The organism is Luteolibacter sp. AS25, assembly GCF_046736275.1.
GTDB lineage: Bacteria > Verrucomicrobiota > Verrucomicrobiia > Verrucomicrobiales > Akkermansiaceae > Luteolibacter.
In genome coordinates this window covers 2,660,738-2,685,369 of sequence record NZ_CP151837.1, presented here as the reverse complement: position 1 = coordinate 2,685,369, position 24,632 = coordinate 2,660,738, and the positions used below count along the sequence as shown (strand labels likewise).

The following is a 24,632-nucleotide window of genomic DNA, read 5'->3' as shown; positions in this document are numbered from 1 at the left end:
AGCAGCTGGAAATATCAGCTTCCGCATAAGGCAGATCCACTACAGCATTTACTCCCTGTAGTCGGAGGGGCGCTTGCCGGTCCAGCGTTTGAAAGCGTTGGAGAAGGTGAAGGGGTTCTGGTAGCCAACGGTGGTGGCGATGGTTTCGATTTTATCGTTTGTGCTGGCCAGAAGTGAGACTGCGCGACGCATCCTGAGGTAGGTGATCTGCTGGATCGGGCTGCGGCCGAGTTGCTGCTGGGAGAGGCGGCGGATGTGCTCTTGGCTGAGATGGGCGATGGATTCGAGATCCGTGAGGTTCCAATCACGCGCGAGGTCCTTTTCCACGGCTTTCCAAACACGCCAAAGGCGATCGTCGTCCTGAAAAGGCGAGGCGGCGCGGGCCACGAAGCCGTGGATGAGCTCCACCCAATGATGGAGGGTGGCGGGCTGGGTGGATTTGCTTTCCAACTCGGCTGCGAGGCCTGCGATGGCATGTTTCAGCGGGAGGACGTTGCCTTTCTGGATGACGGGGCTGTTGGAGGAGAGGATAGGGGAGGTTTCCCGGGCTTCCTCGTAGCGGACCCAGGCGAAGTTCCAGTTTTGTTGGCTTTTCGCGCGGATGGCCGTGGGGGCAAAGGCGGGAAGAAGGCAAATCTCATTTTCCAGGAGCGTATGCCAGTCACCGTCTATGAGGGTTTCGCCTTCGCCTTCTAGCCCGATGAGGGCGAAGGTGCCCGAGGCTTCGGAGCGGATGACTTCGAAGGGGGATTTTGCCCACATCAGCCCGGTATGGGCGATGTGGTGGGTCTGAAGAAGAGGGCAGAGTGGGGCGTTTTTCAGCCAGGAGCGAACATCGGAATTGTCGGCGCGGATTGCCTGCCAGCGGGTTTCAGATCCGAAGGTTTCTTTGTCTTTGGGTTCTGTGGGCATTGGGGCGATTTATTTTGGAGCCAGTTTAGAGACTAGGTGCGATGAAAGGAGTAGTGAAATCATTTAACGGGAGGAAACTGAATTCCTTCCCAGTTCGCTTTAAAAAAGTTGTATCAGCGTCATTTGGTTGTAATTGTTTTTTGTTTTTTGAGTATTGTTTGAGGTGCCCGATCCGGAAAACCCCCGGTCTCAGGAAGGCATGATCAATTTATGAAACTGAAAAATATACTCCTCTTTGCCGTTCTGCCCGTGGCGATGGTTTCGTCCATGCAAGCGGCCGAAACTGCTCCGCCGGTTAAGAAACCGAATATCGTTTTTATCTATGCCGATGACTGGGGCTGGGGAGATCTTTCCTGCCACGGCAGCGAATGGCTGGAGACGCCTCACATCGACCGTTTGGCGGCGGAGGGGACGGATTTCCAGGCTTTTAATGTGCTGTCTCCGGTGTGCTCTCCAAGTCGCGTTTCGGCGCTGACCGGTCGGTATCCATCACGTTATGGGATCAACAGCGTTTTCGGCGGGAAAAGGCTGAAGGAAATGCCAGCATGGTTAGATGGTAGGGCGCCGACAATTCCACGCTTTCTTAAAACCGTAGGGTATACGACAGGTCATTTCGGCAAGTGGCACATGGGGTCATCTGGGCCGACGATGGCGGAATACGGTATCGATGAGTCTGCGGTGTATGGTGGTCCCGGACCTGGGGTGGCGAAGGATGGTAATGAGATCGCCGATCTCTCTGTACAGTTCATTGAAGATCATAAAGACGTTCCATTCTACCTCAACGTCTGGTTGCACGAAAGCCATCTGGACCACACGCCTTCCAAGGAGTCATTAGCCCTCTGGAGGGAAAAGGAGACAGACGAGAAAAAGCAGGTCTACGGGGCTGTCATCACTGATGGCGACAACAAGGTAGGAATGGTGCTCGATGCGTTGGATAGAGCGGGAATCGCAGATAATACGATTGTTGTTTTCTCAAGTGACAATGGTCCGGAGAGACCTGGAACGGCGAAAGGTAAAGAAGGAGCATGGCGCGACTACTACAGCATCGGTGAAACTGGTGGAAGACGTGGCGCAAAGCGTAGTCTTTATGAAGGCGGTGTGGGTGTGCCATTTATCGTCCGCTGGCCCGGAGTTACTCCCGCTGGCGCGGAAAATCTAACGACTCCTATTTCCTCTGTGGATCTTCTCCCTACCTTTTGCGCAGTGGCTGGAGTAGTTCCTCCTGAGAGTGCGGAACTCGACGGGGAAAATATGATTGAGGCGCTGCGCGGGAAGGAGATCGAGCGAACAAAACCGCTTTTCTGGCTTTTCAAGGACAAGGGTGGAGAAATTGAGGAGCCTCATTGGTGGGCATCGCTCGCTGTGCGTGATGGGGATTGGAAACTGTTGTGTTCCTTTGATGGAAAGCGTGCCGAACTTTACAATCTGAAGGAGAGCTACGAGCAGGACAAGCCGATGGACAAAGCGTCAGAGAATCCGGAGATCACGGCTCGCCTGACAAAGATGGCGACCGAGTGGTATGCCACACTTCCAATGGAAGCGGATCCTACGACTCGTCCCACCAAGGAGCAAAAAGCTGAGAATGCGAAGAAAGCACCGAAAACCGAAAAGAAAAATAAAAAGCAAAAGAAGGCAAAGGGTGAATCTGAGGAGTGATTCTTCCCTCCCATGAAGGGTATGGAGCGGCGGATAATATCCGCCGCTTTTTTTTATTCTGGTAGATCGAAGTCGAAGACGCGCTTAGCCACCTATTTCTCCTCTGGAGGCGGCCGAAGGTCGGCTTCGGTTTTGATAAGCACGCCATTCGCTCCGGTGCGCTCAAGTTCTAACCTAGGTGTATCGGCAAAGCTTGCGAAATGTTTAAATGCAGCACCTGACCCTTTTGAGATAAAACCGTAGGATATACGACAGGTCATTTCGGCAAGTGGCACATGGGGTCTTCTGGGCCGACGATGGCGGAATACGGTATCGATGAGTCTGCGGTGTATGGTGGTCCCGGACCTGGGGTGGCGAAGGATGGCAATGAGATCGCCGATCTCTCTGTAAAGTTCATTGAAGATCATAAAGACGTTCCATTCTACCTCAATGTCTGGTTGCACGAAAGTCATCTGGACCACACGCCTTCCAAGGAGTCATTGGCCCTCTGGAGGGAAAAGGAGACGGACGAGAAAAAGCAGGTCTACGGGGCTGTCATCACTGATGGCGACAACAAGGTAGGAATGGTGCTCGATGCGTTGGACAGAGCGGGAATCGCAGACAATACGATCGTTGTTTTCTCAAGTGACAATGGTCCGGAGAAACCTGGAAACGCAAAAGGTAAAGAAGGAGCATGGCGCGACTACTACAGCATCGGTGAAACTGGTGGAAGACGCGGCGCGAAGCGTAGTCTCTATGAGGGCGGTGTTGGTGTGCCATTTATAGTCCGCTGGCCCGGAGATACTCCCGCTGGCGCGGAAAATCTAACGACTCCTATTTCCTCCGTGGATCTTCTCCCTACCTTTTGCGCAGTGGCTGGAGTAGTTCCTCCTGAAAGTGCGGAACTCGACGGAGAAAATATGATTGAGGCCCTGCGTGGGAAGGAGATCGAGCGTACAAAACCGCTTTTCTGGCTTTTCAAGGACAAGGGTGGCGAAATTGAGGAGCCTCATTGGTGGGCATCGCTCGCTGTGCGTGATGGCGATTGGAAACTGTTGTGTTCCTTTGATGGAAAGCGTGCCGAACTCTATAATCTGAAGGAGAGCTACGAGCAGGACAAGCCGATGGACAAAGCGTCAGAGAATCCGGAGATCACGGCTCGTCTGACAAAAATGGCGACCGAGTGGTATGGCACACTTCCAATGGAAGCGGATCCTACGACTCGTCCTACCAAGGCGCAAAAAGCTGAGAAAGCGGCGAAAGCCCGTAAAAGAATAAGAAGGCAAAAGATGAATCAGAGGAATGACCCTTTCTACCTTTGAATGAGAAGGAGCGGCGGATGATATCCGCCGCTCCTTTTTTATTCTGGTAGATTGAAGTTGAAGACGACGATGCGCTCCGAGTGTGGGACGACGACGTCTGTGTGGATGGGGTGGGTATCCATCGCGGGCACTTCGTTACAGAAATGATAATGCTCCAAATCTCTGCCTGACCCCGTTACAGGGTAAACTTCTCAAGCGTCACACCAAGGTAATCGGCAAAGAAAACGACCGCTAGACGATAGCTCGGACGCTTGCCTTAGATTTCTCAGTATAAATATTTATCGCTATTTTTCAATAAAATTCACCCCATAAAGTAACTAGGAATTTTATGAACGATCAACGGAAACCTGTTTAGTATCCTGAACTGATTTTCATAAATAAGATCTTGTATTCAAAGAATAATTAGACATCGGTATCTTTTCCGTAAGATCCAAGTGATTTTCATCGACATATTTTTTATGATGGGTATTTACTTTACGTGTAATGAATTTTGGTGGTGAAGAAAAAATACTAATCGCTTTTTCAGCAAAGAATGAAACTCCATTTTTTTCCTTCTTAGGAAGCATTATTGTATTAGGCTATAGCTCGCTTATTTTTGCAGGACCCATTGAAAATTATATTGAAAACCCTCCCGAAATCGAGAATCCACCGTGGGAAGGAAGCGCGCCACCAGAGATTTCCATCCCACTATACCAGGCACGCCTTCGTGATAGTAGTAGTGACCGTGATCGCGGCTTTGCCGTAGCCAATCTAGCCTTCATTGCACGTCAGATGGCTGATATACCTGAGTATCAAGAAGTTGCCAAACAACTTGCGGATCAATATATCATGCCGAACTTGGATTTCACCAAACCCATCGAGGAAACGAACTTCGCCTCATGGCGGCGGACAGTTTTGTCATGTAAGAACATCTATGAACGCATAGGCGATCATGAAGCAGAACGAAAATGCCTAGAATTGTTCTATCGAGCAAACAAGAAACCTGACGATCGGGAGCTCGCACTTCACCTCCTCGCCTATCAGCAGGTCCGATTGGGTAACTATAAGAAAGCGATCAAAACAATTAAACACATTCCTGAAGAAAGTAAATGGTCGAATAACCGCGAAAAGCTTATAAAAGCTTGGACTAATGAGATGCTGGAAACATCAGAACCGAACAATTCAATACAGTGAAAAAAATTTGTAATATTTCAAAAGCAATTACCTTCTATTGGGTAATTACTTTCAGTGCCTTAATAATATCCGTAAATGCGGCTTCGATCGATGATATTCTCTGCGACATTAGTGAAAAAGGGAATGGCGACCTAGCTGCTGCCAGACAAGAAGCATCAGATCAAGCCGGTGGAGACGGAACTCAACTCGGCTATCACAGCACCGAAGAGGAAGAAGGCAAGGACTTCAGCGGTGATATCACACCGCCCGAACTCGCTGACGACAAAAAAGGGAAATTCGTTTATGGTTTAGCTATATTTTCAGACGATGGATGCGACGTGGCGGTCGCGGGAAAAACAATTCACAGCCAACACAATCAAGGTCAAGGCCTACCGAATCTAGACAAGTCCTTCCACGTGATTCCTACTCTCCTTCCTCCAGGAGAGAAAGTCAGCCTTGCGGTAACCTATTCCAATAAAAAGTTACTCACTGATGAGGACGAACCTGATATCGATGGCTGCACATTGTTTCTTTTCCTCATGCCTGTAGACCTAGTGGTGAGAAAGAAAGGCACAGCCATAGCTCCCGCAACTGGGTTGATTGTGGAGAAAGGAGATGATTTAGAGTTCGCAATTGGTAAGAAATATTTCGACCAAGAACAGGAATTCGAGGACCAAATCACTTGGGAATTTCGACAGCTAAAGGGCGATGGTACTTATAACGCATGGGATGCGTTTGGAACAGACGGGAAAGGATCTAAGTTCGAACACACAACTGCAGTGGGGGGGATTTTTCAGCTACGAATTGAGATTGGCGGCTCATACATCGAATTCATTCGAGATAAAGATGCACCGAACATTGCCGGTAGTAATGGTATCGATAATACGAAACTTAAAGAGGGCGAGCAGGATTTCGTAGGCGTTGTGAGTAAAGCGAATCAGATAACAATACGAGATACAGCCTTGGCAAAGTTAGGCAGCAAAGCTTGGGCTAAATCGGCATCAATAACAGTGGGATACGGTGTCGATCCGACGCTCAAATTCGCTGGGTCTTGGAAATGCAATATTTTCGTTTTTATGATGTCAAATGCTTCTGGAGTCAACGTTCCTACTAGAAATTGGCGTGACTATGTTATTGGAATTCCTCCCTACGTGGACAGAGCTGTTCCTCCTGGAGCAAATGATTGGTATAATCCTACATTTGCGATACCGACTTGGACTTCGCAAGCGTCGACAAGTTTTCCTGAGCCAGGTTGGGCAGCGATACACCAATATGCTGCTTCTAACCAACCAGGTGGAGCCCATATTGGTTTACTAGACTACGATGGAACTTGGATTAATGCGGGACAAAATGATGTAAATAAATCGATTCATATCACAGATGCTGCCTATCAATCCACAAACTACAGAAAACCGTAATGAAAATATTCCATATAACATTAATTTCCATTGTAATAATAATGGCACGGCTACCATTGAATGCGATGCCTGAAGACATTTCTGACTACATCGCTACGGCAAGTGTTGGAGAAAGAGGTTTCCCCAGTGGGACTCAAGAACAAATTAGCGCTCTTGCAAGTTATATAGCTGATAACACTGACGAAGTCATGGGCCAATTCGCCGAGATAGCTCCTGACGCTCGACGTCAAAATCTCTTAATCGCAGTATCTGAATTTATGACTCCTGAGTCTTATTTACAGTTCCTGAATGAGTTGCTGGATAAGTTTCAAGCTGGTGACGTCCTTATGAATGCTGGAGTAATTGAGCGTGCTCTGGATGCCGGCACCAAAAAAATGGGTTTCTTGGCATTCAATTTTCAACATCAGGCCGTGGTTGATCTATGTCAAAAAGCAAAAGATGCGCTTCCTCCAACCAGCCGTATGCAATTAACTTTGGATAATATTCTCTCAGGTGATCAGAAGACTCAGATAGGAGCTACGCTTTTCATGGAAAGTCTCCCTCAACCTGAGGTTCTTCCGGTGGAGGGAAGACATTAATTATAATGTTTGAAGGCGATCGGAAGGAGTAATTAAGACCGAAAATTTTAACTGGAGCCGTTCATATCCTGACTTTCGTCTTTCCGTGTTTTGCCGTCACGGTTCACATACCCAATTTTTCGGCTATAAATGGGGTCAGGTATCTCATCCCGCATTTTACTGGGCGGTTGTCTTTCCCTTTGTTTGGTTGGCTTTTGAACGGGCGGCGGGGACGCCGCTTTGAACTTAAGGGGCGGGAACGCCCCTACTCCACATTGAAGTCGAAGACTACGATGCGTTCCAGATTTGGGACGACGACTTCTTTGACGTCTTCGTGGATGGGGTGGGGGAGGTATTCGTCGCGAGCCTGAGGACTGTCGAAGGTCATGATGAAACCATGGGTGTAGTTGTCGTTGAGGCCCTCGCCGGAATCGTAGGGGCCGTAGTTGAAATCGAGGAGACCGGGGATTTTTCCGACCATGTTGGCCATGGTTTGGAAGCAGTGGGAGATGGTTTCTTCTGAGGTTCCCGTTTTGAACTGGAAGCATCCGTAGTGTTTTACTTTTGGCATGGTGTTACTGTGGTTTTAGGTGGTTTAGGAGTGTTTCGGCGCAGGCTTTTGAGAAGGCCGGATCGTTGATGGAGGTGTCCATCTCAATGACTGGGATGGAGGGGGTTAGGTTTTCTTTCAGAGATGTAAAGAGTGCGTGGTCGGCTTCGGGGTCATGGAAGGGCTGGCCTTTAGCACTGATGATGCTGATGGCTTTCAGCGGGATGATCACGGTGACCGGAGCGGTGTAGGAGTTGACTTTCTCAGCGAGGATTTTTCCAAGCTCGGCGCATTCTTCCGCGGATGTGCGCATGAGAGTGACCTGGGGGTTATGGATGTAGAAATTGCGTCCGTTAAATTTATCCGGAACGGTTTCTCGTGCGCCGAAATTTACCATATCGAGGCAGCCGGGGACGACGATGGCGGGAATGCCCGCTTTGGCGGTGGCATCGAGGCGGGTAGGGCCTGCGGTCAGCGTACCGCCAACGAGTTCATCCGCCCACTCGGTGGTGGTGATATCGAGGACTCCGGTGATGAGGCCGTCGGCGATGAGGGATTCCATGGTCTTCCCGCCGGTGCCGGTGGAGTGGAAAACGAGAGTCTCGTAGCCTGCTGCGTCGATGATTTCGCGGGCATGATCGACGCATTGGGTGGTGTTGCCGAACATGCTGGCGGCGATGAGTTGTCGGTCGTTTTCCGGAACAGGAATTTCCGCTTCGACCATGCCGCAGAGTGCTCCTGCTGCACGGGTGAAAATGGTGCGCGTGATACGGTTGAGCCCGGCGACATCGGCGATGCTGGGGATCATGGTGATGTCTTTTTCGCCGACGTAGTGGGCGGTGTTCCCGCTGGCGAGGGTGGAGACCATGATTTTCGGGAAACCGAATGGAAGGCCGCGCATGGCAGCAGTGCCGATGGCTGTTCCGCCGCCGCCTCCGAGAGAGATGATGCCGTGGATTTTTCCTTCTGCGGCGAGTTTCGCGACGAGGATCGGGGCTGCCTTGCTAATGGCTACAACGCATTCTCCGCGATCCTGATGGGCGATGAGCGTTGCGAGGTCGATATCGGCAGCTGCGGCGACCTGCTCGCGGGTGATGTCCGGGGTGACGGTAGGTGGGGTGGAGGTGCCGACATCGATGAGCACGACTCCATGGCCACGCTGGCGGATGAAGTCTGCGATGAAGGCATGCTCGGCGCCCTTCGTATCGAGGGTGCCGAGGACGGCTAGGGTTTTCATTGGAAAGTGGGTTATTTGATGCGTTTTACCGGGATGGATTTGAACTCGCGGGTGAGCTCGGTGATGGATTTTTCAACGGCGATACGCTCGATGGAAGATGCGCCAACGAAGCCGACGGTATCGGTGTGCTCGTTGATGTATGCTGCATCGGATGGGGTGAGGATGGGTCCGCCGTGGGAGAGAACCATGATGTCTTTGTTCACGGAGTGAGCGGCTTCGCAGATGGCCTGGGTGGTTTTTGCTGCTTGGTCGAGGCCGATGGAAGCATTGCTGACTCCGATGGAGCCGCCGACGGTGCAACCGACATGAGCGATGACTACGTCCGCACCGGCTTCTGCCATGGCTTTCGCCTCCGCCGGTGTGGCGACGTAGACGATGGAGAAGAGATCCATTTTCGAGGTGGCGAGCTGGACGCAGTCGATTTCCTTCTGCATGCCCATATTTGTCTCCTCGATGGACTGGCCGAACTGGCCGTCGATGATGGAGTGGGTGGGGAAATTATTGATGCCGGAGAAGCCCATGTCTTTCACCTGCTTGAGAAAATGCCACATGCGGCGGCGTGGATCGGAAGCGTGGACGCCGCAGATGACTGGAATTTCCTTTACGACCGGGAGAACTTCGAATTCACCGATTTCCATGGAGATGGCATTGGCGTCGCCGTAGGCCATCATGCCGGCGATGGAACCGTGGCCCATCATGCGGAAACGGCCGGACGCATAGATGATGATGAGATCGGCTCCGCCCTCCTCGATGAACTTGGCGGAGATGCCCGTTCCCGCACCGGCGACGATGATGGGTTCACCTTTTGATTGTGTGTCTCGCAGGCGCTCGATGACTTCGGTTCTGGTATATGGGTTTCCGATTCCCGTCCATGGATTTGGCATAGGATGTAAGCTAGTGAGAGTGGCAGGATCTGGCCATGGTTTAAATCCACATCACCATTTGATTTTCGTGTGGTTACACGATGGGCTTGCGTGTGGGGGTGGAGTCCTCTAGCACACTTGAGCATGAGCAATGACCCGGACCAACACGCTTCGCTTGGCTCGATGTATTCGGATTACTTTTTGGATTACGCGAGCTATGTGATTTTGGAGCGTGCGGTGCCGCATTTGAACGATGGGCTGAAGCCTGTGCAGCGCCGGATTTTGCACTCGCTGAGGGAGCTGGACGATGGCCGCTACAACAAGGTGGCGAACGTGGTGGGAAATACGATGAAGTATCACCCGCATGGAGACCAGTCGATCGGTGATGCAATGGTGCAGCTCGGGCAGAAGGATCTGATGATCGACACCCAGGGGAACTGGGGAAATACACTTACAGGAGATGGTGCGGCAGCTCCCCGGTATATCGAAGCACGGCTCACGAAATTCGCTCTGGAAGTGGCTTTTAATCCGAAGACGACCCAGTGGCTACCCTCGTATGACGGGCGGAATCAGGAGCCACTGACGCTGCCGATGAAGTTCCCGCTGTTGCTTGCCCAAGGTGTGGAAGGGATTGCGGTGGGTCTTGCGTGTAAGATTTTACCGCACAATTTCAACGAGCTGGTGACGGCGGCAATTGCCCATTTGCGGAAGGAGCCATTTGAGTTGGTTCCGGATTTCCCGACCGGCGGGATCATGGACGCACGTGAGTATAACGATGGCCTGCGGGGCGGGAAAATTCGTGTCCGTGCGAGAATCAATATCGAGAAAAAGGGGATTCTGCGTATTACGGAAATCCCCTTCGGCACGACGACCGGCGGGGTGATGGATTCCGTGGTCAATGCAGCGGATAAAAACAAAATCAAGATCCAGAAGATCGAGGATAATACAGCAGCCCATGCGGATATTCTGGTTTATCTGCCGGCCGGGGCAGATGCGGAAAATACCAGGGATGCGCTGTATGCGTTTACCGATTGTGAAATGAGTATTTCGCCCAATGCGGGAGTGATTGTGGGCGGCAAGCCGGCGTTTCTCGGGGTTACGGAAATTCTGCGTCGGACCACGGATTTCACGAAGAAGCTGCTGAAACGCGAGCTTGAGATCCGCCTGAACGAGCTGGCGGATAAATGGCATTTTTCCTCTCTTGAGAAAATCTTCATCAAAAACCGAATCTACCGGGATATCGAAGAGGCCGAGACCTGGGAGGCGGTTCTGAAGGCGATCGATGATGGATTGGAGCCATTCAAAAAGCTGCTCAGACGCGAGGTTTCCGAGGAGGATCTGGTGCGATTGACCGAGATCCGGATCAAGAGAATTTCCAAGTTCAACTCCTTCAAAGCGGATGAAGAGATTAGGGCGATCGAGGATGAAATCGCTCAATGCGAGAGGAACCTCCGCAGCCTGACGCGCTATACGATTCGTTGGTACGAAAATCTCGGGAAAAAATACGGAAAGGACCGGGAAAGGCAGACCGAAATTGCCACCTTCGAAAAAGTGGATCGCACACAGGTTGTTCTGGCCACCGAGACTCTCTATCTGGACTCGAAAAACGGTTTTGCAGGGACATCTTTGAAAAAAGAGGAGGCTGTTGAGAAGTGCTCGATGCTGGACGATGTGATTGTCTTTTCAGCGGACGGAAAAATGAAGGTCACCAAGGTGGCTGATAAGTTTTTTGTGGGCCAGAGACCTTTGCGGGTGGCCGTTTTTCGCAAGGACGAGGATTTGATTTATTCGATGATCTACCGTGATGGGCGGGATGGAAATATCATGGCCAAGCGCTTCACGATCGGAGGTATCACGCGGGACAAGGAATACGATCTTACGAAGGGAACCAAAGGGAGCCGGATATTGTATTTCAAGTGGCACTCCAGCAATGAGGAGAGCTCGGCGCAGATGCTCTTGGTTTACATGAAATCAGGGCTGCGTCTGCGGAATCTCACGAGGCCACTTCATTTCGCCGAATTCGGCATCAAGGGGCGTGGCAGCCAGGGGAATATCGTAACGAAACACCCTGTGGAAAAAATCCTGATCGCACCGAAGGACTACACACCCTAGTGTATTGAAATTATGGTAAAGATCGGCCAGCGCGCCTTACTTGTGATCGTCCGTGAGAAGCCGATGGGCGTTTTTCTGGACGCGGAAAATTTGGGAGAAATCCTCCTCCCTCGTCGGGAAATGCCCAAGGAATGGGGAATCGGTGCCGTGGTGGATGTATTTATCTATCTGGATTCCGAGGATAGGCTGGTAGCAACCATGCAGCATCCACGTGCGATGCCGGGAGAGTTTGCGAAGCTCCGCTGTGTGGCGCTGACCGAAGTTGGTGCGTTTCTTGAATGGGGTCTGCCGAAGGACCTTCTGGTGCCGTTCCGTGAGCAAAAAATGCGGATGGAGGTTGGGAAGGATTATCTGGTTAAGATCCTGGTGGATGAAAAAAGCGGCCGCCTGATGGCCACCACCAGAATTGCGAGACACATTGATCTGGAGCCGGTGGAATACACGACCGGGCAAGAGGTGGATCTGATCATGTATGGGAAAACGCCAATGGGCTACAAGGCGATCGTGAATGGAATGCACACCGGTATGATTTACGAGAATGAGGTATTCCAGAATATCTCTCTAGGCGAGAAGCTCAAAGGTTATGTGACGATGATCCGGGTGGATGGCAAGATTGACATCTGCCTGCAGGCGCCCCGCAAGGAGCGTGTGGATGATCTGGAGAAGCAGATCATGGGAGAGCTGGTGGCGCGCGGGGGTTTTTGGGCAATAAATGACAAGAGCCCGGCGGATGAAATCTACGAGGAGCTGGGAGTTTCAAAGCGGACTTTCAAGCAGACTATAGGTGCGCTTTTGAAAAAACGGATAATCACGCAGACAGAAGCGGGCATCCGGCTGAACTAGATCGGAGGTTTGCTTTTCATGGGGCAAAAGAAATTTCCCGTGGAGTAAATTTCCGGGTTGCCAAACTGGTAAAAGCTCGCTTACGTTTCGCCCCCGAGCCGCTCCCTGAGTCGGATTTCGTGGAAATAGCCTTATAGTGTAATGGTAACACTCCGGATTTTGATTCCGTCATTCTAGGTTCGAGCCCTAGTAAGGCTACCATTCTTTCCCACAATTGTTCGTGGGTCCCGTCTGAAGCTAGCGGGTTTCAACCGATGAAATGTATCGGCTGTGTATCTAGCGCGAAATGGATCTGCTCTATGAATCCATTTTTCTTTCTGTGACCGAGGGGAAACGATCAGCCTCCTGCTGCGAGAGCCACGATTTCAATTTTGTCTCCATCCTTGATTTCGGTTTTAGCGAAATTTTGAGGGAGGATGGCGTTGTGATTGTGCTCGACGATTACCGGTTTGTCACCGAGCCCGATCGAGCTGAGGAGGTCGGAGACAGTGGATTTGGAGTCGAGGGTGTGATCGTTGCCGTTCAGTGTGATACTCATGGTTTGAGGATGGAATGGGTTGGCGATAAACGCCAATGAATCATCTCCACTGGGAGAGTTGTTCTGGAAATGGACACTGTCTGCACTCGGTGAAATCTTCCAGGCAGAAGTCCTGGTAGAGCTGGAGTAGAGCTTGCTGGTGGCAGAGGCGGCGTAGAAAAGGTTTTGCCTCTTCTTCACTTCCGAAGAGTCGTATACCACATCGTTTGAGCTTCTGATTGATGGCTGAGTGGCGGTGTTTGTAATATGCGGGGAAATCAAATCTACCTTCGCGGAGGGCGAGCGGTATCAAATGGTTGGCGGAGAGCTCAAGGGCGAGGTTCTTCCCGAAAACCGAGATGGCTTGGGTGCTTCTTTTCGAGGTGAGAGTGTGGTGGTGAGACCAGAATTCGTGGCGCAGGCCGTGGAGAAAATCAGTGAGCGGCTTTACGGAGAAAGGGGATGCCAGGGCCAATTTCCTGAACTCGGGCCAATTTTCGACAAGGGCTGTGAGGCCTCCTGCGCGTCGGTGGGGATGATTGGCCGGGCGTTGGCCATGAGTTTTCCAAGCTGGATTCCTGGCCGCCGGAGCTTCGTATTTCGGCCGGATTTTCCACCAGGTCTGCCAGAGATCCTGAAGATACTCCCGGGTGTCGAGAGGTGCTTTTTGGTGGATCTCTGAATTGAGGAATCCCGCGGTTCCAAGGAGGATGGCTTCAGCCTGGGAGGGGTTTTGGCGGAGGCGGGAGATGGGCGCACGTTGGGCGAGAAGTTTCATCGGCAACGAATTTCCTCCGTAGCCGAGTGTTTCCGCGGTCGCTAAGAAAAGTGCGGTATCGAAATCGTGTGCTTCGATGGTTTTTACGAAGCGACTGGCTTTCTGCTCCGCTCGGTGCAGGGATGCTTCCTCAAGAAGACGCTCCACGGCGAGTCCCGGCATTTTTCTGAGTGGGGCTAAGCACCTGCCGGGGATCGAGATGGCGGTATCGCGGGAAGGGAGCCGGAGTGCATCGGCCAGTTGTGATGGAGTGATGAGTATCTCTGGAACTTGCCGGTGATTCGCTGTTGCCACGAACATTTCCCGCATGGTGGGCTGGAATGCGACATGGAGGATGGTATTCGTAAAGGCTGGGTTTACATAATGGCCGTGGTCGACCCAATCGGAGGTCTTTGAATCTATTTCCAGGTCGCCTGTGAAGTGGGCTCCATCGATTTCTATGGCGCAGTGGGAGAAATCCGGGCCAGCGCCCATGTTCCACTCTCCGAACTGGGTGATGTGGCAGCCGCGGCCATCCTTGAGGCGAAAGTCGCGTCCAAAGGCGCCGGAATACCACATGGCCTGCAGCTCTAGCTCGGGTGGGAGCTTAGGAGCGGCTACTTCCTCGAAGGAAAGTGGAGGATGCCAAACGCTTTCTAGGAGGAAGCTGTAATTCATCTGATCAGGGCACTAAGTTCCTTGGTGGGCTTACTTCGGGAGCTTCGTTGGATCCGCGACCGGCGGGGCTGGTGGGTCCAGAATATCGAGCCAGCCAGCGAGTGCATCAGCTTCGGGGAGACGGGTGTATTCCTGTTGTGCGGAGCGGAGTGCCGAAATAGCTGCTGCATTATTTTTCCTCATTCGTTCAATGGCGATCAACTGGATGTCCTGACGGATTTTATCTTCGGGTGCTTTGTAAAAGGATTTGGCTTTCACGAACCACCCGGCAGCGGTGGGGACATCCTTTGCCTCAAGGTATTCCAATGCGAGACCTTCCGCGAGGTTGCCGGATGAAAGTTTTTCAGCAGCACCAGCTAGCTTATCCATACGTTCTTCCGGGTCGTTTGGCCATTGGCGGGCGGCGGCAGCCATCGCACGGAAGTCGCGATCCCGTGGTTCATTTGTTCCGGTGCCTCCGATGTGCTTGAAAGGGCGATAGAGGGGATCTCCAAGGATAATTCCCTGCCATGAGGTTACCGGAATGGAAGCCCAAGCTGCTTCGGCGAATGTCCAGCCCTTGAGGAGGCGGTTGTGGAGAATCCCGAAATTATGGGTGAGTTGAAGATACGGCTCGTAGACGTTCCCGACGGTCGCTGCGGCACCGCGAACTAGAAGCGGGGCCGACCAGTTTTTATGTGCGTCGGTGAGTTGCTCGGCGCTGAAAGAATGGATGTGGATGGCTACCGCACCGGGGCGGAAAATGAAGCCGGGATTGAGAAACGGGCCGCTGACATTCCAATCATACCAGCCATAGTAAAGCGAAGCGTCTGTGAGGGGGTAGTTCTTAGGGAAAGTGTCATTAAAGCGATCCGCAACGGTGGGGATGCCGGTTTTTAGGTTGTCCGCGACGATTTGTTCCAGCCACTCGTCTCCCTCCGGGTTTTTATTGGCGATATCCACATATGCGCGACCCCATAGACCGGTTTTCTCAGTTGCAATGGCATCTGTGATCATGCGTTTGCAGATGGCGTAGGTGGGAGCATCGATGCGGGATGTCAGGACCAGAAATGGGTAGGGAGTCCGGGTGAACTCGGTTTTGCTTTCATAAAACTGATTTTTGAGCACTCCTTTGGTTGGTAGGGTCTCAATGCCAAACATGGCGAGCTCTGAGTCCACGGAGGACTCGTCACGCGGAGAAATCGGGTCCTTGCCTTCTGCTGGAGGTGCGGTGGACGTAGGGGTAATACGGAGAGGGACCCCGCGCATCAGGAGGATGGCCCGGATTTTGTTTTCGGAGGGGAGTAGCAGGCCCTGGCTATCACGGTTCCGTTCCCACCAGTTATTTTCATCAAAATGCTCGCGGAGTGGGATCAGGATGGATTCATCATACTCGGCCCGTGTGATATCCTTTTTTGTCGGCATTTTTAGGCCGAGGATCTGGTCTCTCGGAACGTCCCTGGCCAGGCGGTAATCTTCCGCCAATCTAGCTGATTCCTCATCATTCTGATTAAACAATACAAGGATGTCTTTGCTCGTCAGATGCTGGGAAAAAGCTGTCTGGATCGAGAGAAATAGCCCGATCAGGGATAAAAATCCGCAAAGGATGGATGCACGGTTGCGAGGCATGTCGCGACTTTGACCAAGTGTCTTGGAAGGTCAAACATGTAAGAGTGCTATATCATTCCCGCCATTGCGGTGCTGTGTGGGGAATGGAAAGGGTCTCAGAGGATGACTATTAATCCATCGTGGGCCGGTAGAATATTGTCGGGAAGCCTTGCACTAAGTTCGGCATGTTCAACATCGTGGCTCAGGTGGGTGAAGAGCGTGTTTTTCGGGGAGAGCTTAGCGGATATCTCCACGGCTTCCGATACTGAAAGATGGGTGGGATGCGGCGTGTCGCGTAATGCGTCCAGTATGAGGAGGTCGAGGTTTTTCATTAACTCAAGGGTTTCCGCTGGGAAGCGATTTACATCCGGGACGTATGCGATGCGTTTTCCATCAGGCGTCTGGAAGAGAAACCCATGGGTTTCCACCGAGCCATGGGTGACTGGAAGTGGAGTGATTTTGAGAGGGCCGATGGAGAACTTCCCGGTGAAAGTGTGGGGATCGGGTTTTACGTATCCCCGGTAGGTATTGTCTTTGTGAAACGCCCAGCCGAACATTGCACGAAGAACCTGATGGGTAGCCGCGCTGGCGTGAAGCGGGAGGGGCTCCTGCTTGAACCAGCAAAAGGCGCGGAGCTCATCGAAGCCCGCGACGTGATCCACATGGGCATGCGTGTAAAGAACTGCATCTAGTGATGAAATGTTTTCCCGAAGTGCTTGCTCCCGGAGATCGGGGCCGGAATCCACAAGGAGGTTCATCCCGCCGGTGGTGATCAGAATAGAGGAGCGGGTGCGATTGTTTCTAGGATCTGTGGATTTACAGACATCGCAGCTGCACCCGATAACAGGAACACCGACAGAAGTGCCGGTGCCCAGAAATGTTATCTTGAATGTGTCCGAAGACATATTGGTTTGCTTGGTGAGCAGGGGGATCAGCAGCCGCAGCTACCTTCACCGCTACCGCCGCAGCAACCGCCTTGGGAGGATTCTGCGATTTCCTCTTCAGAAGGAACACGACCAAGTTCCATGGTCATTCCGACGTATTTGCCGATTTCCTTCTGCATGGTTTCGAGGGTGCGCTGGGCATCCATGAAATCAGCGGCAACTTTGTTATCGAAAAGTGCGTCACGAGCGGATTCGAAGGCTTTGATTTCGGCAGCGCCGAGTTCTACGCCTGCGTGTTGCTTCTGGTGGAGTTCTTCACCTTTCTGGTGAACGTCCTGGTATTGAAGCTTGGCTTTCTCATCGGAGAGAAAGCGCTCTACGTCTGCCTGAAGGGATTTGAATTTCTCGTCTTCAGCGATTTGGGCGCAGAGTTCTTTTGTTTTGGAGATGATGGATGTTCTTTCAGCGAGCATGGACATGAAAAACAGGTAGTCGCTACCGGTGGGGGGCGCAATGGCCATTTTTCGTAAATCCGCCGATGGCAGGTTGTGGTGGAGAGCTATTTGTGCGAGTTTAACGGTTAATTATGAGCTGGTTGCTGACTGAATCCGATGGTCTGGCTATTGCGATGTTAGCAACGGTCTTGACCAGTTTTGGTGTGATTGCCCTCCTGCTCGGCTGTATGCTGAGGAGTTCGGGGAAGCGGAACGGGGAAGTTGACCAGCTTCTGGAGGAGATGGAAAACGAGGAAAAAGACGGGCGAGCAATCAAGGCCAGCTTCCAGCGGGGCGAGCCGAGAGAAGAATGGGAACGGGATGAGGACTGGTGGAGAAAGGAAGAATAGTTCCCGGTAGGTTATTTCAGGAGACAAAAAAGCCCGGACGCTGATCGCGCCCGGGCTGAAATGTTTCAAGGGAATCAGTGAGGAGTCGAGGCAGCTTCATGTAGCTCCTCGGCAGCTTCCAGTTCCGCGCGTTCTTTCGGAATTACCCGAACGAGTTTGGTTACTGTTGTTTCCCAGTCAGCGAGAAGCTCGGCTGCATTCTTAGAGCCGGTCTTCTCGAGGTGGAGTTCAACGAGTTGCTTTACTTCATCGATGTCCACTTGGCGCCTGATAGGCATTGCCACTACCATCTCCGTATTGACGCGGGAGTAGAACTTACCGTCGGTATCGTAAACGAATGCGGTGCCGCCGGACATACCAGCCCCGAAGTTTTTCCCGGTCTTGCCAAGAATAACGACAGTTCCGTTGGTCATGTATTCGCAACCGTGATCGCCCACACCTTCAACGATGGCGGTGGATCCGGAATTGCGAACCGCGAAACGTTCTCCAGCGCGGCCATTTGCAAAGAGACTGCCGCCTGTGGCTCCGTAGAGACAGGTATTACCGGCGATAGCATTTTTAGCTGCTTCGAATTTTGCTTCCGGGGAGACGCGGAGGATGATTTCTCCTGCTGCCATGCCTTTACCCACGTAGTCATTCGCTTCGCCTACAAGTTCAAGGATGACCCCCTGAACCAGGAAGGTTCCGAAGGATTGGCCTGCGGTTCCTTTGCAGATGATGTGTATGCTTCCTTTCGGGAGGTTATGGTTTCCGAAGACTTCAGCGATACGGCCGGAAAGGCGGGTGCCGATGTTCCTGTCTGTGTTTACCACATCGTAGGAAAGGGCTGCAGGTGCACGGTCGGGAAGGACCGATAGGGCATCAAGAACGGACTGGGTTACAGCATTTTCGCCGTATTCCGGGGAATCCTCGATTTCACCGCCGGTGTGTTTGACAAGGTCGTTGAGGATTGTGAGGTCCAGTGCTGGTTTTGCGATACCGTCATTGCGCTCCTGGGTGCGGATGCGGGAAATGTCCTTAACATCTTTCTCGAAGGCGGATGCGACAGCAGGAACGACGTCTTTAAGAAGTCGTGTGAAGTCGAGCATGTTCGCTTTCGGATGGTTAGGAACTTCACGCTGCACGAGGAATTCAGGGCGGCCGATGAGATCGTCGAGTTTGGCGATACCAAGTTTCGCCATGATTTCGCGTGCTTCGCGGGCAACGGCATCGAAATAGTTGATGACCATTTCCGGAGTCCCTTTGAATTTGGCGCGGAATTTCGGATCAGTTGTGGCGATACCGACCGGGCATGTGTTGAGGTGACATTTCCGGACGTAGACACAGCCCATGGCGATCATGGCGGTGGTTCCGAAGTTGAACTGCTCCGCTCCGAGAATAGCTGCCATCACGACGTCGCGGCCGTTTTTAATGCCACCGTCTGTGCGGAGGGTTACGCGGCTGCGGAGGTTGTTGATAAGCAGTGTCTGCTGGGCTTCCGATAGGCCGAGTTCCCAAGGGGATCCCGCGTGCTTGGTGGAAGATAGCGGAGATGCGCCAGTTCCGCCATCATGACCTGAAATCAGGATGTTATCAGCGTCGGCTTTTGCAACGCCAGCTGCGACTGTGCCGACACCGGCTTCCGCAACGAGTTTTACCGTGATGCGTGCCTTTGGGTTGATTTCCTTCAGGTCGTGGATGAGCTGCGCCAGATCCTCGATCGAGTAGATATCGTGGTGAGGAGGAGGAGAAATCAGCTGAACACCTGGTTGAGTATTTCTCAGCCGGGCGATGAGGGCATTCACTTTGTGGCCTGGTAGCTGGCCGCCTTCACCTGGTTTCGCACCTTGAGCCATCTTGATCTCAAGTTCGTCTGCATTGACCAAGTAATATGCGGAAACGCCGAAGCGACCGGAAGCGACCTGCTTGATATAGGAGCGTGCGAGATCGCCGTTCGGGTAAGGCTTGAAGCGAACCGGATCCTCGCCGCCTTCTCCTGAATCGGATTTACCTCCGATGCGGTTCATGGCGATAGCGAGCGTCTCGTGGGCTTCGGGTGAAAGTGCGCCGAGGGACATGGCTGCTGTGGTAAAGCGGCGGCGGATGTCTTCTACAGGTTCTACTTCGTCGATAGGGATTGGTCCGCTTGAGGCGGGAACAAAGTTCAGAAGGTCCTTGATGGCAACCGGGTTTGTTTCCAGGCAGACTTTAACATATTCCTCGTAATCCTCGGGCTTGCCGGATTTTACGTAGTTATGGAAGTTTTTGATGACTTCGGTGGTAAAGGAATGGCGTTCACCGGCTTTACGGTAGCGGTTGTAACCAGGATCACCGAGGTCGAGAATGACTTTTCCTTCCTCCGGATTTATCTCGTAGGCTGCCTTGTGACGGATGATGGATTCTTCGGCGATTTGTTCGAAAGCGATGCCTCCGATCTGTGAAGGAACTCCGGTGAATGAGAAGTCCACGACCTCTGTCCCGATGCCGATGGCTTCGAAGGTTTGCGCTCCCTGGTAGGAGTTGAGAACGGAGATGCCCATTTTGGACATGATTTTGAGGAGTCCTTTCTCGAGGGCTTTCCGGTAGTTGGTCATGGCCTTTTGAGGGGTCATGCCTTCACCGAGTTTTCCTTTGCCTTCATCCGCTGCCACCAGCTGGCGCACGGTCGCGTAGCCGAGATAAGGAACCACGGCTGTGGCACCGAAGCCGAATAGGCAGGCAATCTGGTGAACGTCGCGTGCTTCCCCGGTCTCGATGACAAGTGAGGCGCGCATACGCTTACGGATGCGGTTCAGGTGATGATGGATGCTGCCGGTGGCGAGCAAGGATGGGATTGGGATGCGTGTGGCAGAAGTCGCGCGATCCGAAAGAATGATGATGGAAATATTCCGGTTCACCGCTTCCTCGACTTCTGCGCAGAGCTCGTCGATGCGGGCTTTGAGTCCGGCGGAACCGGTGGATGCCTCCCAGGTGATATCGAGAACGTGGGAAGGGTATCCGTGTTCTTCGAGGTGGGTGATTTTATCAAGCTGGTGCTCGAAGAGAATCGCTGAATCCAGGGATACACTTTTACAATGGCTAGGGCCTTCGTCGAGAAGGTTGCGCTCAGGTCCAAGGCTTGCGCCAAGTGACATGACCGCCCATTCGCGGATCGGATCGATCGGTGGGTTGGTCACCTGTGCGAAGCGCTGCTTGAAGTAGGTGAAAAGTAGACGCGGGTAGCTGGAAAGGATGGCGAGAGGAATGTCATCCCCCATGGAGAATACAGCTTCCTGCGCACCTTTGATCATTGGCGGGAACACCATGTCCAGCTCTTCCATGGAGATTGCGTTTGCAACCTGGCGGCGGGAGCGGTCCAAGGCTTCGAATTCGATTTCCGGGACGTGTGCGGAAGGAGAAATGAACTTGCGGAGCTCAAGACGATTTTCATCGATCCAGCGGCGGTAAGGCTTCTGGCGGGCAAGTTCCTCCTTGATCTGGATGTCATTCTTAACTTCGCCTGTGAGAGTATTGGCGGAAAGCATTTGGCCCGGGCCGAGGCGGCCTTTGCGGGTCACTTTTGCGTCATCGAAGATCACTGCGCCTGTTTCGGAGCCGATATAGAGGAATCCGTCTTCAGTGATTTTGTATCGGGATGGGCGGAGGCCGTTCCGGTCCAGGGAAGCGCATAGCTTGGTGCCGTCGGTAAATACAAGACCTGCAGGGCCGTCCCAAGGCTCGGAGAATGAGCGGATGTATTGGTAAAAGGCACGGAGCTCGTCCGAGATGTCTTCATCGTTGCGGTAGGCCGGTGGGACTAGCATGCACATCGCGTGCTCTGGCTCGCGGCCGGAGAGCATGAGGAGCTCAAGGCAGTGATCGAGCGATGCAGAGTCTGACTCGCCATGGCGGATGAGGTTCTTGACGATGTCGATTTCATCTCCCCAGACAGGTGATGCGAAGAATTCCTCGCGGGATGTCATCCAGTTGCGGTTGCCTTCAACGGTGTTGATCTCGCCGTTGTGGCACATGGTGCGGAACGGCTGGCCAAGTGGCCAAGCAGGGAAGGTGTTGGTTGAGAAGCGCTGGTGATAGAGGCAGATTGAGGTTTCGAAGTCCGGGTTTGTAAGGTCCGAATAGAAGCCACGAAGGGCAGCCGGCATTGCGAGAGCCTTATAGGAAATGAGGCGGTTCGAGAACGAAGGGATGTAGAAGGACGGAACATCGATGAACTTTTGTTCCACCTCGCGGCGGCAAAGGTAGAGTTTGCGCTCGTAGTCCAGCTTGTCCATTCCTGCAGGAGGGAGCATGAGGAGGTGCTCGATCTGAGGGCGTGTCTTCTGGGCGATTTTTCCGAGTGCGTCCACGTCTACTGGGACATCACGCCATCCGATGGCCGTGATGCCACGTTTCGCTATGATTTCCGCGGTGTACTCTTTGATGGATGCTTTCAGCTCATCTTTACCGGCCGGGAAGAAAAACACACCTACAGCGATGTCTTCCGGGCTTTCAACGGAGGTTCCGAGATCGGCCGCTGCCTTTTTGAATAGAGGAAAGGGGATCTGGGAAAGGACACCGGATCCGTCACCAGTTTTCATATCCGCATCAACCGCGCCGCGGTGAGTCATGCAGGAAACGGAAGTAAGTGCGAAATCCACGACATCGAAGGAACGCTCTCCTTTCAGATGGGCGATTGCGCCCATTCCGCAGTTATCATGTTCGTTCGAGAGGCTGTGTAGCGAATCGGATACGAGTGGTGTGCTGGGGTCGTAGAAAGGATTGATCATAAAAGGACGTGGTGAATAAAGAATAGGGCGGGAAGATGAACAAGCAGGAATTGCAGTATGAAAGCTGCAAATGGGCACTGAAAAGCAATAGCCGAAAACGTGCCTAAAGATAAAAGAAGAAAGGGCAAACCCGAAAAAATGGATTTGCCCTAAATTTTAACCGAAATAAGTCGGAGAATCACTCCGGATTTCAGCGAAGGCCCTTCAGCGCGCTTGCTGATGGCTTATCGAGCTTCATGTCGGTGATGGATTGGCGACGCCCGCCCTGATAGGTGGCAACTTGCATTTTTCTGAGTGTCCAGACGTTGTCGGCGACTTTCATGACGTCCTCCACTTGGAACTCCTTGAGTTTTTCGCCATTTTTCCCGTAACCTTCGATTTTCATGAAAGCTCCGAATTTTTTGTGAACCCAAACGTAAACGGCGTAATAATTACCCGCGTCACCAGCCGGTTTGCTCAGTCTGATTTTGTAGCATTCTTCGGTCCCTACTCTTTCTTCGCCTTCGAGTTTCGGGTTCGGCCAATAGAAGAAGCGCAGTGCCAGATCTTCGTAGGTCAGGTCTGTGCCGGCAATCCGCTCGGTGAGCTTGTTGCGGGGAAAGTTGACGGTCTTGCCGTTGATGATTTCAAAAAGATCGTATTTGTTATCGCTCAGACGCATGTGAAAGATGCGCCACTTACCGTTTTCGCTGAATTGGAACTGGATGTTTTCGCCTTTGAGGTAGATCTGGATGGGGACTTTGTTTCTGCCGGCGGTCAGGTTGCCGGTTAGTCCGTCATCGAGCTTTGTGAGTGTGGCGGAAATGCGGGCTCTCTCCATGATGGTATCCGGATCCTGTGCGGATACGGAAGACGTGAGTGCGACCAGGCCGCAAAGTAGGGTGAGTAATCTTTTCATATGATAAATCGTAGTTCGGGTTTTAAGTGGGACAAGGTGTAAGCGGAAAAGATTCATGCAAAATTTAACTAAGAAAAAACCCGCACGCTCGAAAGGGTGCGGGTTGGTAAAATTTTCCTGTTTCTCTGATCCTTATGGATTCGGGTTTGTGACAATCAACGGAGGAGGCAACAGGGGAATAAGCGGGATTGGCGGTAGATCAAGTGGATCCGGAACTGCCGGTGGTGCGGAAACGGCGGAGGCAACTGCATCTTTTCCGCTCTTCGCATCTTTGGCGCTGTATGAGGAGTCGCCGCTGTTCGGATCAAGTTTTGCCAGAACAGCTTGAACGGAAGAAAGAGCCTCCGGCTTGGCTGCGATGGCGCACTGGGAAATCATACGCATGGACTGTGGAGCGGATGTGATCGCTACTTCAGCGATATCGCCGACGAGTGATTCGTCCGCGCCAGAGTTGAGAATAGCAATTTTCACTATCTCGCATGCACAGTTCGGATTTGCGGAGACTTCCGCTTGTACGATCTCGAGAACTTCGGATGGATCCATCTCAACGCGATACTTCACGGAGAGTGTGACGGATTCACAATCGGATACCGCTCCGGTTTCCTTGTAAGCAGCGGAAATTTCAGCAAGTCCGGCGTTGATGCCTTGTGCGGCACGGTCGGAGACCTTTACCTTGATCTTGTTTGCGTTTCGATAGGCTGAGGTTTCGTTCAGAACGGAGAGGTCCAAGACATTATTGGCCTTCTTGGATGATGTCTGACGGGGTGAAAGTGTGCTGGAGTCCTGATTTACGAAAACTGGTGCGGATTCGGAAAGATCGCCGCTTGTTTTGGTGACAGCAGGAAGCTGAAAGGCGCCGCTAAGTGCTTTATCGGCAGCAAATGATGACTGTTCAGCTGAGCTGAATTCATCCGAGCTTTGTTTGGCCAGGGATATTTGCGTGTTTTGAGCAAGGGCCGGGGACGCGGCCAACAAGATCATCGCAAATACCGAACTGGGGGAGGCTGGTAGTTTCATGGTTGGGTGTGTTGTTGGTGGAACAGCAAGAGTTGTCCCACGTATGTCCTTACAATTCAAGGTTTTTTTGGACACGCCTAACTTTACGAAAGTTACGGTTGGAA

General features: G+C 52.3%; 19 protein-coding genes, 1 tRNA gene and 1 pseudogene. 9 read left to right on the top strand and 12 right to left on the bottom strand.

The features are described from left to right. Window positions 1–48 precede the first annotated feature (48 nt). A complete protein-coding gene (locus AAGA79_RS12370) occupies window positions 49–912 on the bottom strand; it encodes a helix-turn-helix transcriptional regulator (RefSeq protein WP_411826114.1) in 864 nt (287 codons plus the stop codon). A gap of 210 nt (window positions 913–1,122) precedes the next feature. Between AAGA79_RS12370 and AAGA79_RS12365 the strand changes: the two genes are divergently transcribed. The 5 genes and pseudogenes from AAGA79_RS12365 (at window position 1,123) to AAGA79_RS12345 (ending at window position 7,017) form a co-directional block, all read left to right on the top strand. Beyond that, window positions 1,123–2,568 (top strand): sulfatase-like hydrolase/transferase, encoded by a 1,446-nt coding sequence (locus AAGA79_RS12365; protein ID WP_411826113.1) that lies wholly within the window; start codon window positions 1,123–1,125, stop codon window positions 2,566–2,568. Between the two features lie 254 nt (window positions 2,569–2,822). After that, window positions 2,823–3,869 (top strand): annotated as a pseudogene (locus AAGA79_RS12360) (sulfatase-like hydrolase/transferase); the annotation flags it as partial. 483 nt (window positions 3,870–4,352) lie between these two features. Further along, window positions 4,353–5,042 carry a hypothetical protein gene (locus tag AAGA79_RS12355; RefSeq protein ID WP_411826112.1) on the top strand — a complete coding sequence of 230 codons (690 nt, stop codon included), beginning with the start codon at window positions 4,353–4,355 and terminating at the stop codon, window positions 5,040–5,042. Continuing rightward, window positions 5,039–6,439, top strand: coding sequence for a hypothetical protein (locus AAGA79_RS12350; RefSeq protein WP_411826111.1), 1,401 nt, complete (start codon window positions 5,039–5,041; stop codon window positions 6,437–6,439). Before AAGA79_RS12355 ends, AAGA79_RS12350 begins: the two co-directional genes overlap by 4 nt. Continuing rightward, entirely contained in the window at window positions 6,439–7,017 is a 579-nt protein-coding gene (locus AAGA79_RS12345; RefSeq protein ID WP_411826110.1) for a hypothetical protein, read from the top strand. Before AAGA79_RS12350 ends, AAGA79_RS12345 begins: the two co-directional genes overlap by 1 nt. 244 nt (window positions 7,018–7,261) lie before the next feature. Here the strand turns inward: AAGA79_RS12345 and AAGA79_RS12340 are convergent, their stop codons facing one another. From AAGA79_RS12340 to AAGA79_RS12330, 3 genes are read right to left on the bottom strand one after another with little or no spacing between them, the layout of a single operon-like run. Beyond that, window positions 7,262–7,567: a Dabb family protein gene (locus AAGA79_RS12340; protein ID WP_411826109.1), complete on the bottom strand. Its 306-nt coding sequence runs from the start codon at window positions 7,565–7,567 to the stop codon at window positions 7,262–7,264. A 4-nt stretch (window positions 7,568–7,571) separates the two neighbouring features. Continuing rightward, complete coding sequence (locus AAGA79_RS12335) at window positions 7,572–8,783, bottom strand: Tm-1-like ATP-binding domain-containing protein (RefSeq protein WP_411826108.1); 1,212 nt, start codon at window positions 8,781–8,783, stop codon at window positions 7,572–7,574. Window positions 8,784–8,794: 11 nt separating this feature from the next. Beyond that, window positions 8,795–9,667 (bottom strand): phosphoenolpyruvate hydrolase family protein, encoded by an 873-nt coding sequence (locus AAGA79_RS12330; RefSeq protein ID WP_411826107.1) that lies wholly within the window; start codon window positions 9,665–9,667, stop codon window positions 8,795–8,797. 123 nt (window positions 9,668–9,790) lie between these two features. Between AAGA79_RS12330 and AAGA79_RS12325 the strand changes: the two genes are divergently transcribed. The 3 genes from AAGA79_RS12325 (at window position 9,791) to AAGA79_RS12315 (ending at window position 12,802) form a co-directional block, all read left to right on the top strand. Then, window positions 9,791–11,758 carry a DNA gyrase/topoisomerase IV subunit A gene (locus tag AAGA79_RS12325; protein ID WP_411826106.1) on the top strand — a complete coding sequence of 656 codons (1,968 nt, stop codon included), beginning with the start codon at window positions 9,791–9,793 and terminating at the stop codon, window positions 11,756–11,758. Between the two features lie 12 nt (window positions 11,759–11,770). Beyond that, window positions 11,771–12,601 carry a S1 RNA-binding domain-containing protein gene (locus AAGA79_RS12320; protein WP_411826105.1) on the top strand — a complete coding sequence of 277 codons (831 nt, stop codon included), beginning with the start codon at window positions 11,771–11,773 and terminating at the stop codon, window positions 12,599–12,601. A 127-nt stretch (window positions 12,602–12,728) separates the two neighbouring features. Further along, window positions 12,729–12,802: transfer RNA gene (locus tag AAGA79_RS12315), tRNA-Gln, on the top strand. Window positions 12,803–12,938: 136 nt separating this feature from the next. Here AAGA79_RS12315 and thiS read toward each other — a convergent pair. The 5 genes from thiS to AAGA79_RS12290 all read right to left on the bottom strand — a co-directional run bounded on the left by thiS (window position 12,939) and on the right by AAGA79_RS12290 (window position 17,545). Beyond that, the gene (gene thiS, locus AAGA79_RS12310) at window positions 12,939–13,139 is read right to left on the bottom strand and encodes a sulfur carrier protein ThiS (protein WP_411826104.1); all 201 of its coding nucleotides are present in this window, start codon (window positions 13,137–13,139) and stop codon (window positions 12,939–12,941) included. 40 nt (window positions 13,140–13,179) lie between these two features. Beyond that, a complete protein-coding gene (locus AAGA79_RS12305; RefSeq protein WP_411826103.1) occupies window positions 13,180–14,553 on the bottom strand; it encodes a DUF2851 family protein in 1,374 nt (457 codons plus the stop codon). A gap of 30 nt (window positions 14,554–14,583) precedes the next feature. Beyond that, window positions 14,584–16,161: a TIGR03790 family protein gene (locus AAGA79_RS12300; protein WP_411826102.1), complete on the bottom strand. Its 1,578-nt coding sequence runs from the start codon at window positions 16,159–16,161 to the stop codon at window positions 14,584–14,586. A gap of 95 nt (window positions 16,162–16,256) precedes the next feature. Beyond that, window positions 16,257–17,045, bottom strand: coding sequence for an MBL fold metallo-hydrolase (locus AAGA79_RS12295; RefSeq protein WP_411826101.1), 789 nt, complete (start codon window positions 17,043–17,045; stop codon window positions 16,257–16,259). 26 nt (window positions 17,046–17,071) lie between these two features. Continuing rightward, window positions 17,072–17,545 (bottom strand): YlbF family regulator, encoded by a 474-nt coding sequence (locus tag AAGA79_RS12290; protein WP_411826100.1) that lies wholly within the window; start codon window positions 17,543–17,545, stop codon window positions 17,072–17,074. A gap of 65 nt (window positions 17,546–17,610) precedes the next feature. Here AAGA79_RS12290 and AAGA79_RS12285 point away from each other — a divergent pair, with 65 nt between their 5' ends. After that, window positions 17,611–17,868, top strand: coding sequence for a hypothetical protein (locus tag AAGA79_RS12285; RefSeq protein WP_411826099.1), 258 nt, complete (start codon window positions 17,611–17,613; stop codon window positions 17,866–17,868). A 74-nt stretch (window positions 17,869–17,942) separates the two neighbouring features. Here the strand turns inward: AAGA79_RS12285 and gltB are convergent, their stop codons facing one another. The 3 genes from gltB to AAGA79_RS12270 all read right to left on the bottom strand — a co-directional run bounded on the left by gltB (window position 17,943) and on the right by AAGA79_RS12270 (window position 24,528). Continuing rightward, complete coding sequence (gene gltB, locus AAGA79_RS12280) at window positions 17,943–22,613, bottom strand: glutamate synthase large subunit (RefSeq protein ID WP_411826098.1); 4,671 nt, start codon at window positions 22,611–22,613, stop codon at window positions 17,943–17,945. A gap of 190 nt (window positions 22,614–22,803) precedes the next feature. Beyond that, window positions 22,804–23,511, bottom strand: coding sequence for an outer membrane lipoprotein-sorting protein (locus AAGA79_RS12275; protein WP_411826097.1), 708 nt, complete (start codon window positions 23,509–23,511; stop codon window positions 22,804–22,806). A gap of 132 nt (window positions 23,512–23,643) precedes the next feature. Beyond that, entirely contained in the window at window positions 23,644–24,528 is an 885-nt protein-coding gene (locus AAGA79_RS12270; protein WP_411826096.1) for a hypothetical protein, read from the bottom strand. Between the last annotated feature and the right edge of the window lie 104 nt (window positions 24,529–24,632).

What these genes read in the sequence shown, in the direction of transcription:
- AAGA79_RS12325 (WP_411826106.1), top strand. Translation starts at nt 9,791, where the DNA reads ATGAGCAATGACCCGGACCAACACGCTTCGCTTGGCTCGATGTATTCG.
- AAGA79_RS12345 (WP_411826110.1), top strand. Translation starts at nt 6,439, where the DNA reads ATGAAAATATTCCATATAACATTAATTTCCATTGTAATAATAATGGCA.
- AAGA79_RS12335 (WP_411826108.1), bottom strand. Translation starts at nt 8,783, where the DNA reads ATGAAAACCCTAGCCGTCCTCGGCACCCTCGATACGAAGGGCGCCGAG.
- AAGA79_RS12275 (WP_411826097.1), bottom strand. Translation starts at nt 23,511, where the DNA reads ATGAAAAGATTACTCACCCTACTTTGCGGCCTGGTCGCACTCACGTCT.
- AAGA79_RS12355 (WP_411826112.1), top strand. Translation starts at nt 4,353, where the DNA reads ATGAATTTTGGTGGTGAAGAAAAAATACTAATCGCTTTTTCAGCAAAG.
- AAGA79_RS12285 (WP_411826099.1), top strand. Translation starts at nt 17,611, where the DNA reads ATGAGCTGGTTGCTGACTGAATCCGATGGTCTGGCTATTGCGATGTTA.
- thiS (WP_411826104.1), bottom strand. Translation starts at nt 13,139, where the DNA reads ATGAGTATCACACTGAACGGCAACGATCACACCCTCGACTCCAAATCC.
- AAGA79_RS12270 (WP_411826096.1), bottom strand. Translation starts at nt 24,528, where the DNA reads ATGAAACTACCAGCCTCCCCCAGTTCGGTATTTGCGATGATCTTGTTG.
- AAGA79_RS12365 (WP_411826113.1), top strand. Translation starts at nt 1,123, where the DNA reads ATGAAACTGAAAAATATACTCCTCTTTGCCGTTCTGCCCGTGGCGATG.
- AAGA79_RS12330 (WP_411826107.1), bottom strand. Translation starts at nt 9,667, where the DNA reads ATGCCAAATCCATGGACGGGAATCGGAAACCCATATACCAGAACCGAA.
- AAGA79_RS12340 (WP_411826109.1), bottom strand. Translation starts at nt 7,567, where the DNA reads ATGCCAAAAGTAAAACACTACGGATGCTTCCAGTTCAAAACGGGAACC.
- AAGA79_RS12295 (WP_411826101.1), bottom strand. Translation starts at nt 17,045, where the DNA reads ATGTCTTCGGACACATTCAAGATAACATTTCTGGGCACCGGCACTTCT.
- AAGA79_RS12290 (WP_411826100.1), bottom strand. Translation starts at nt 17,545, where the DNA reads ATGGCCATTGCGCCCCCCACCGGTAGCGACTACCTGTTTTTCATGTCC.
- AAGA79_RS12370 (WP_411826114.1), bottom strand. Translation starts at nt 912, where the DNA reads ATGCCCACAGAACCCAAAGACAAAGAAACCTTCGGATCTGAAACCCGC.
- AAGA79_RS12300 (WP_411826102.1), bottom strand. Translation starts at nt 16,161, where the DNA reads ATGCCTCGCAACCGTGCATCCATCCTTTGCGGATTTTTATCCCTGATC.
- AAGA79_RS12320 (WP_411826105.1), top strand. Translation starts at nt 11,771, where the DNA reads ATGGTAAAGATCGGCCAGCGCGCCTTACTTGTGATCGTCCGTGAGAAG.
- gltB (WP_411826098.1), bottom strand. Translation starts at nt 22,613, where the DNA reads ATGATCAATCCTTTCTACGACCCCAGCACACCACTCGTATCCGATTCG.
- AAGA79_RS12305 (WP_411826103.1), bottom strand. Translation starts at nt 14,553, where the DNA reads ATGAATTACAGCTTCCTCCTAGAAAGCGTTTGGCATCCTCCACTTTCC.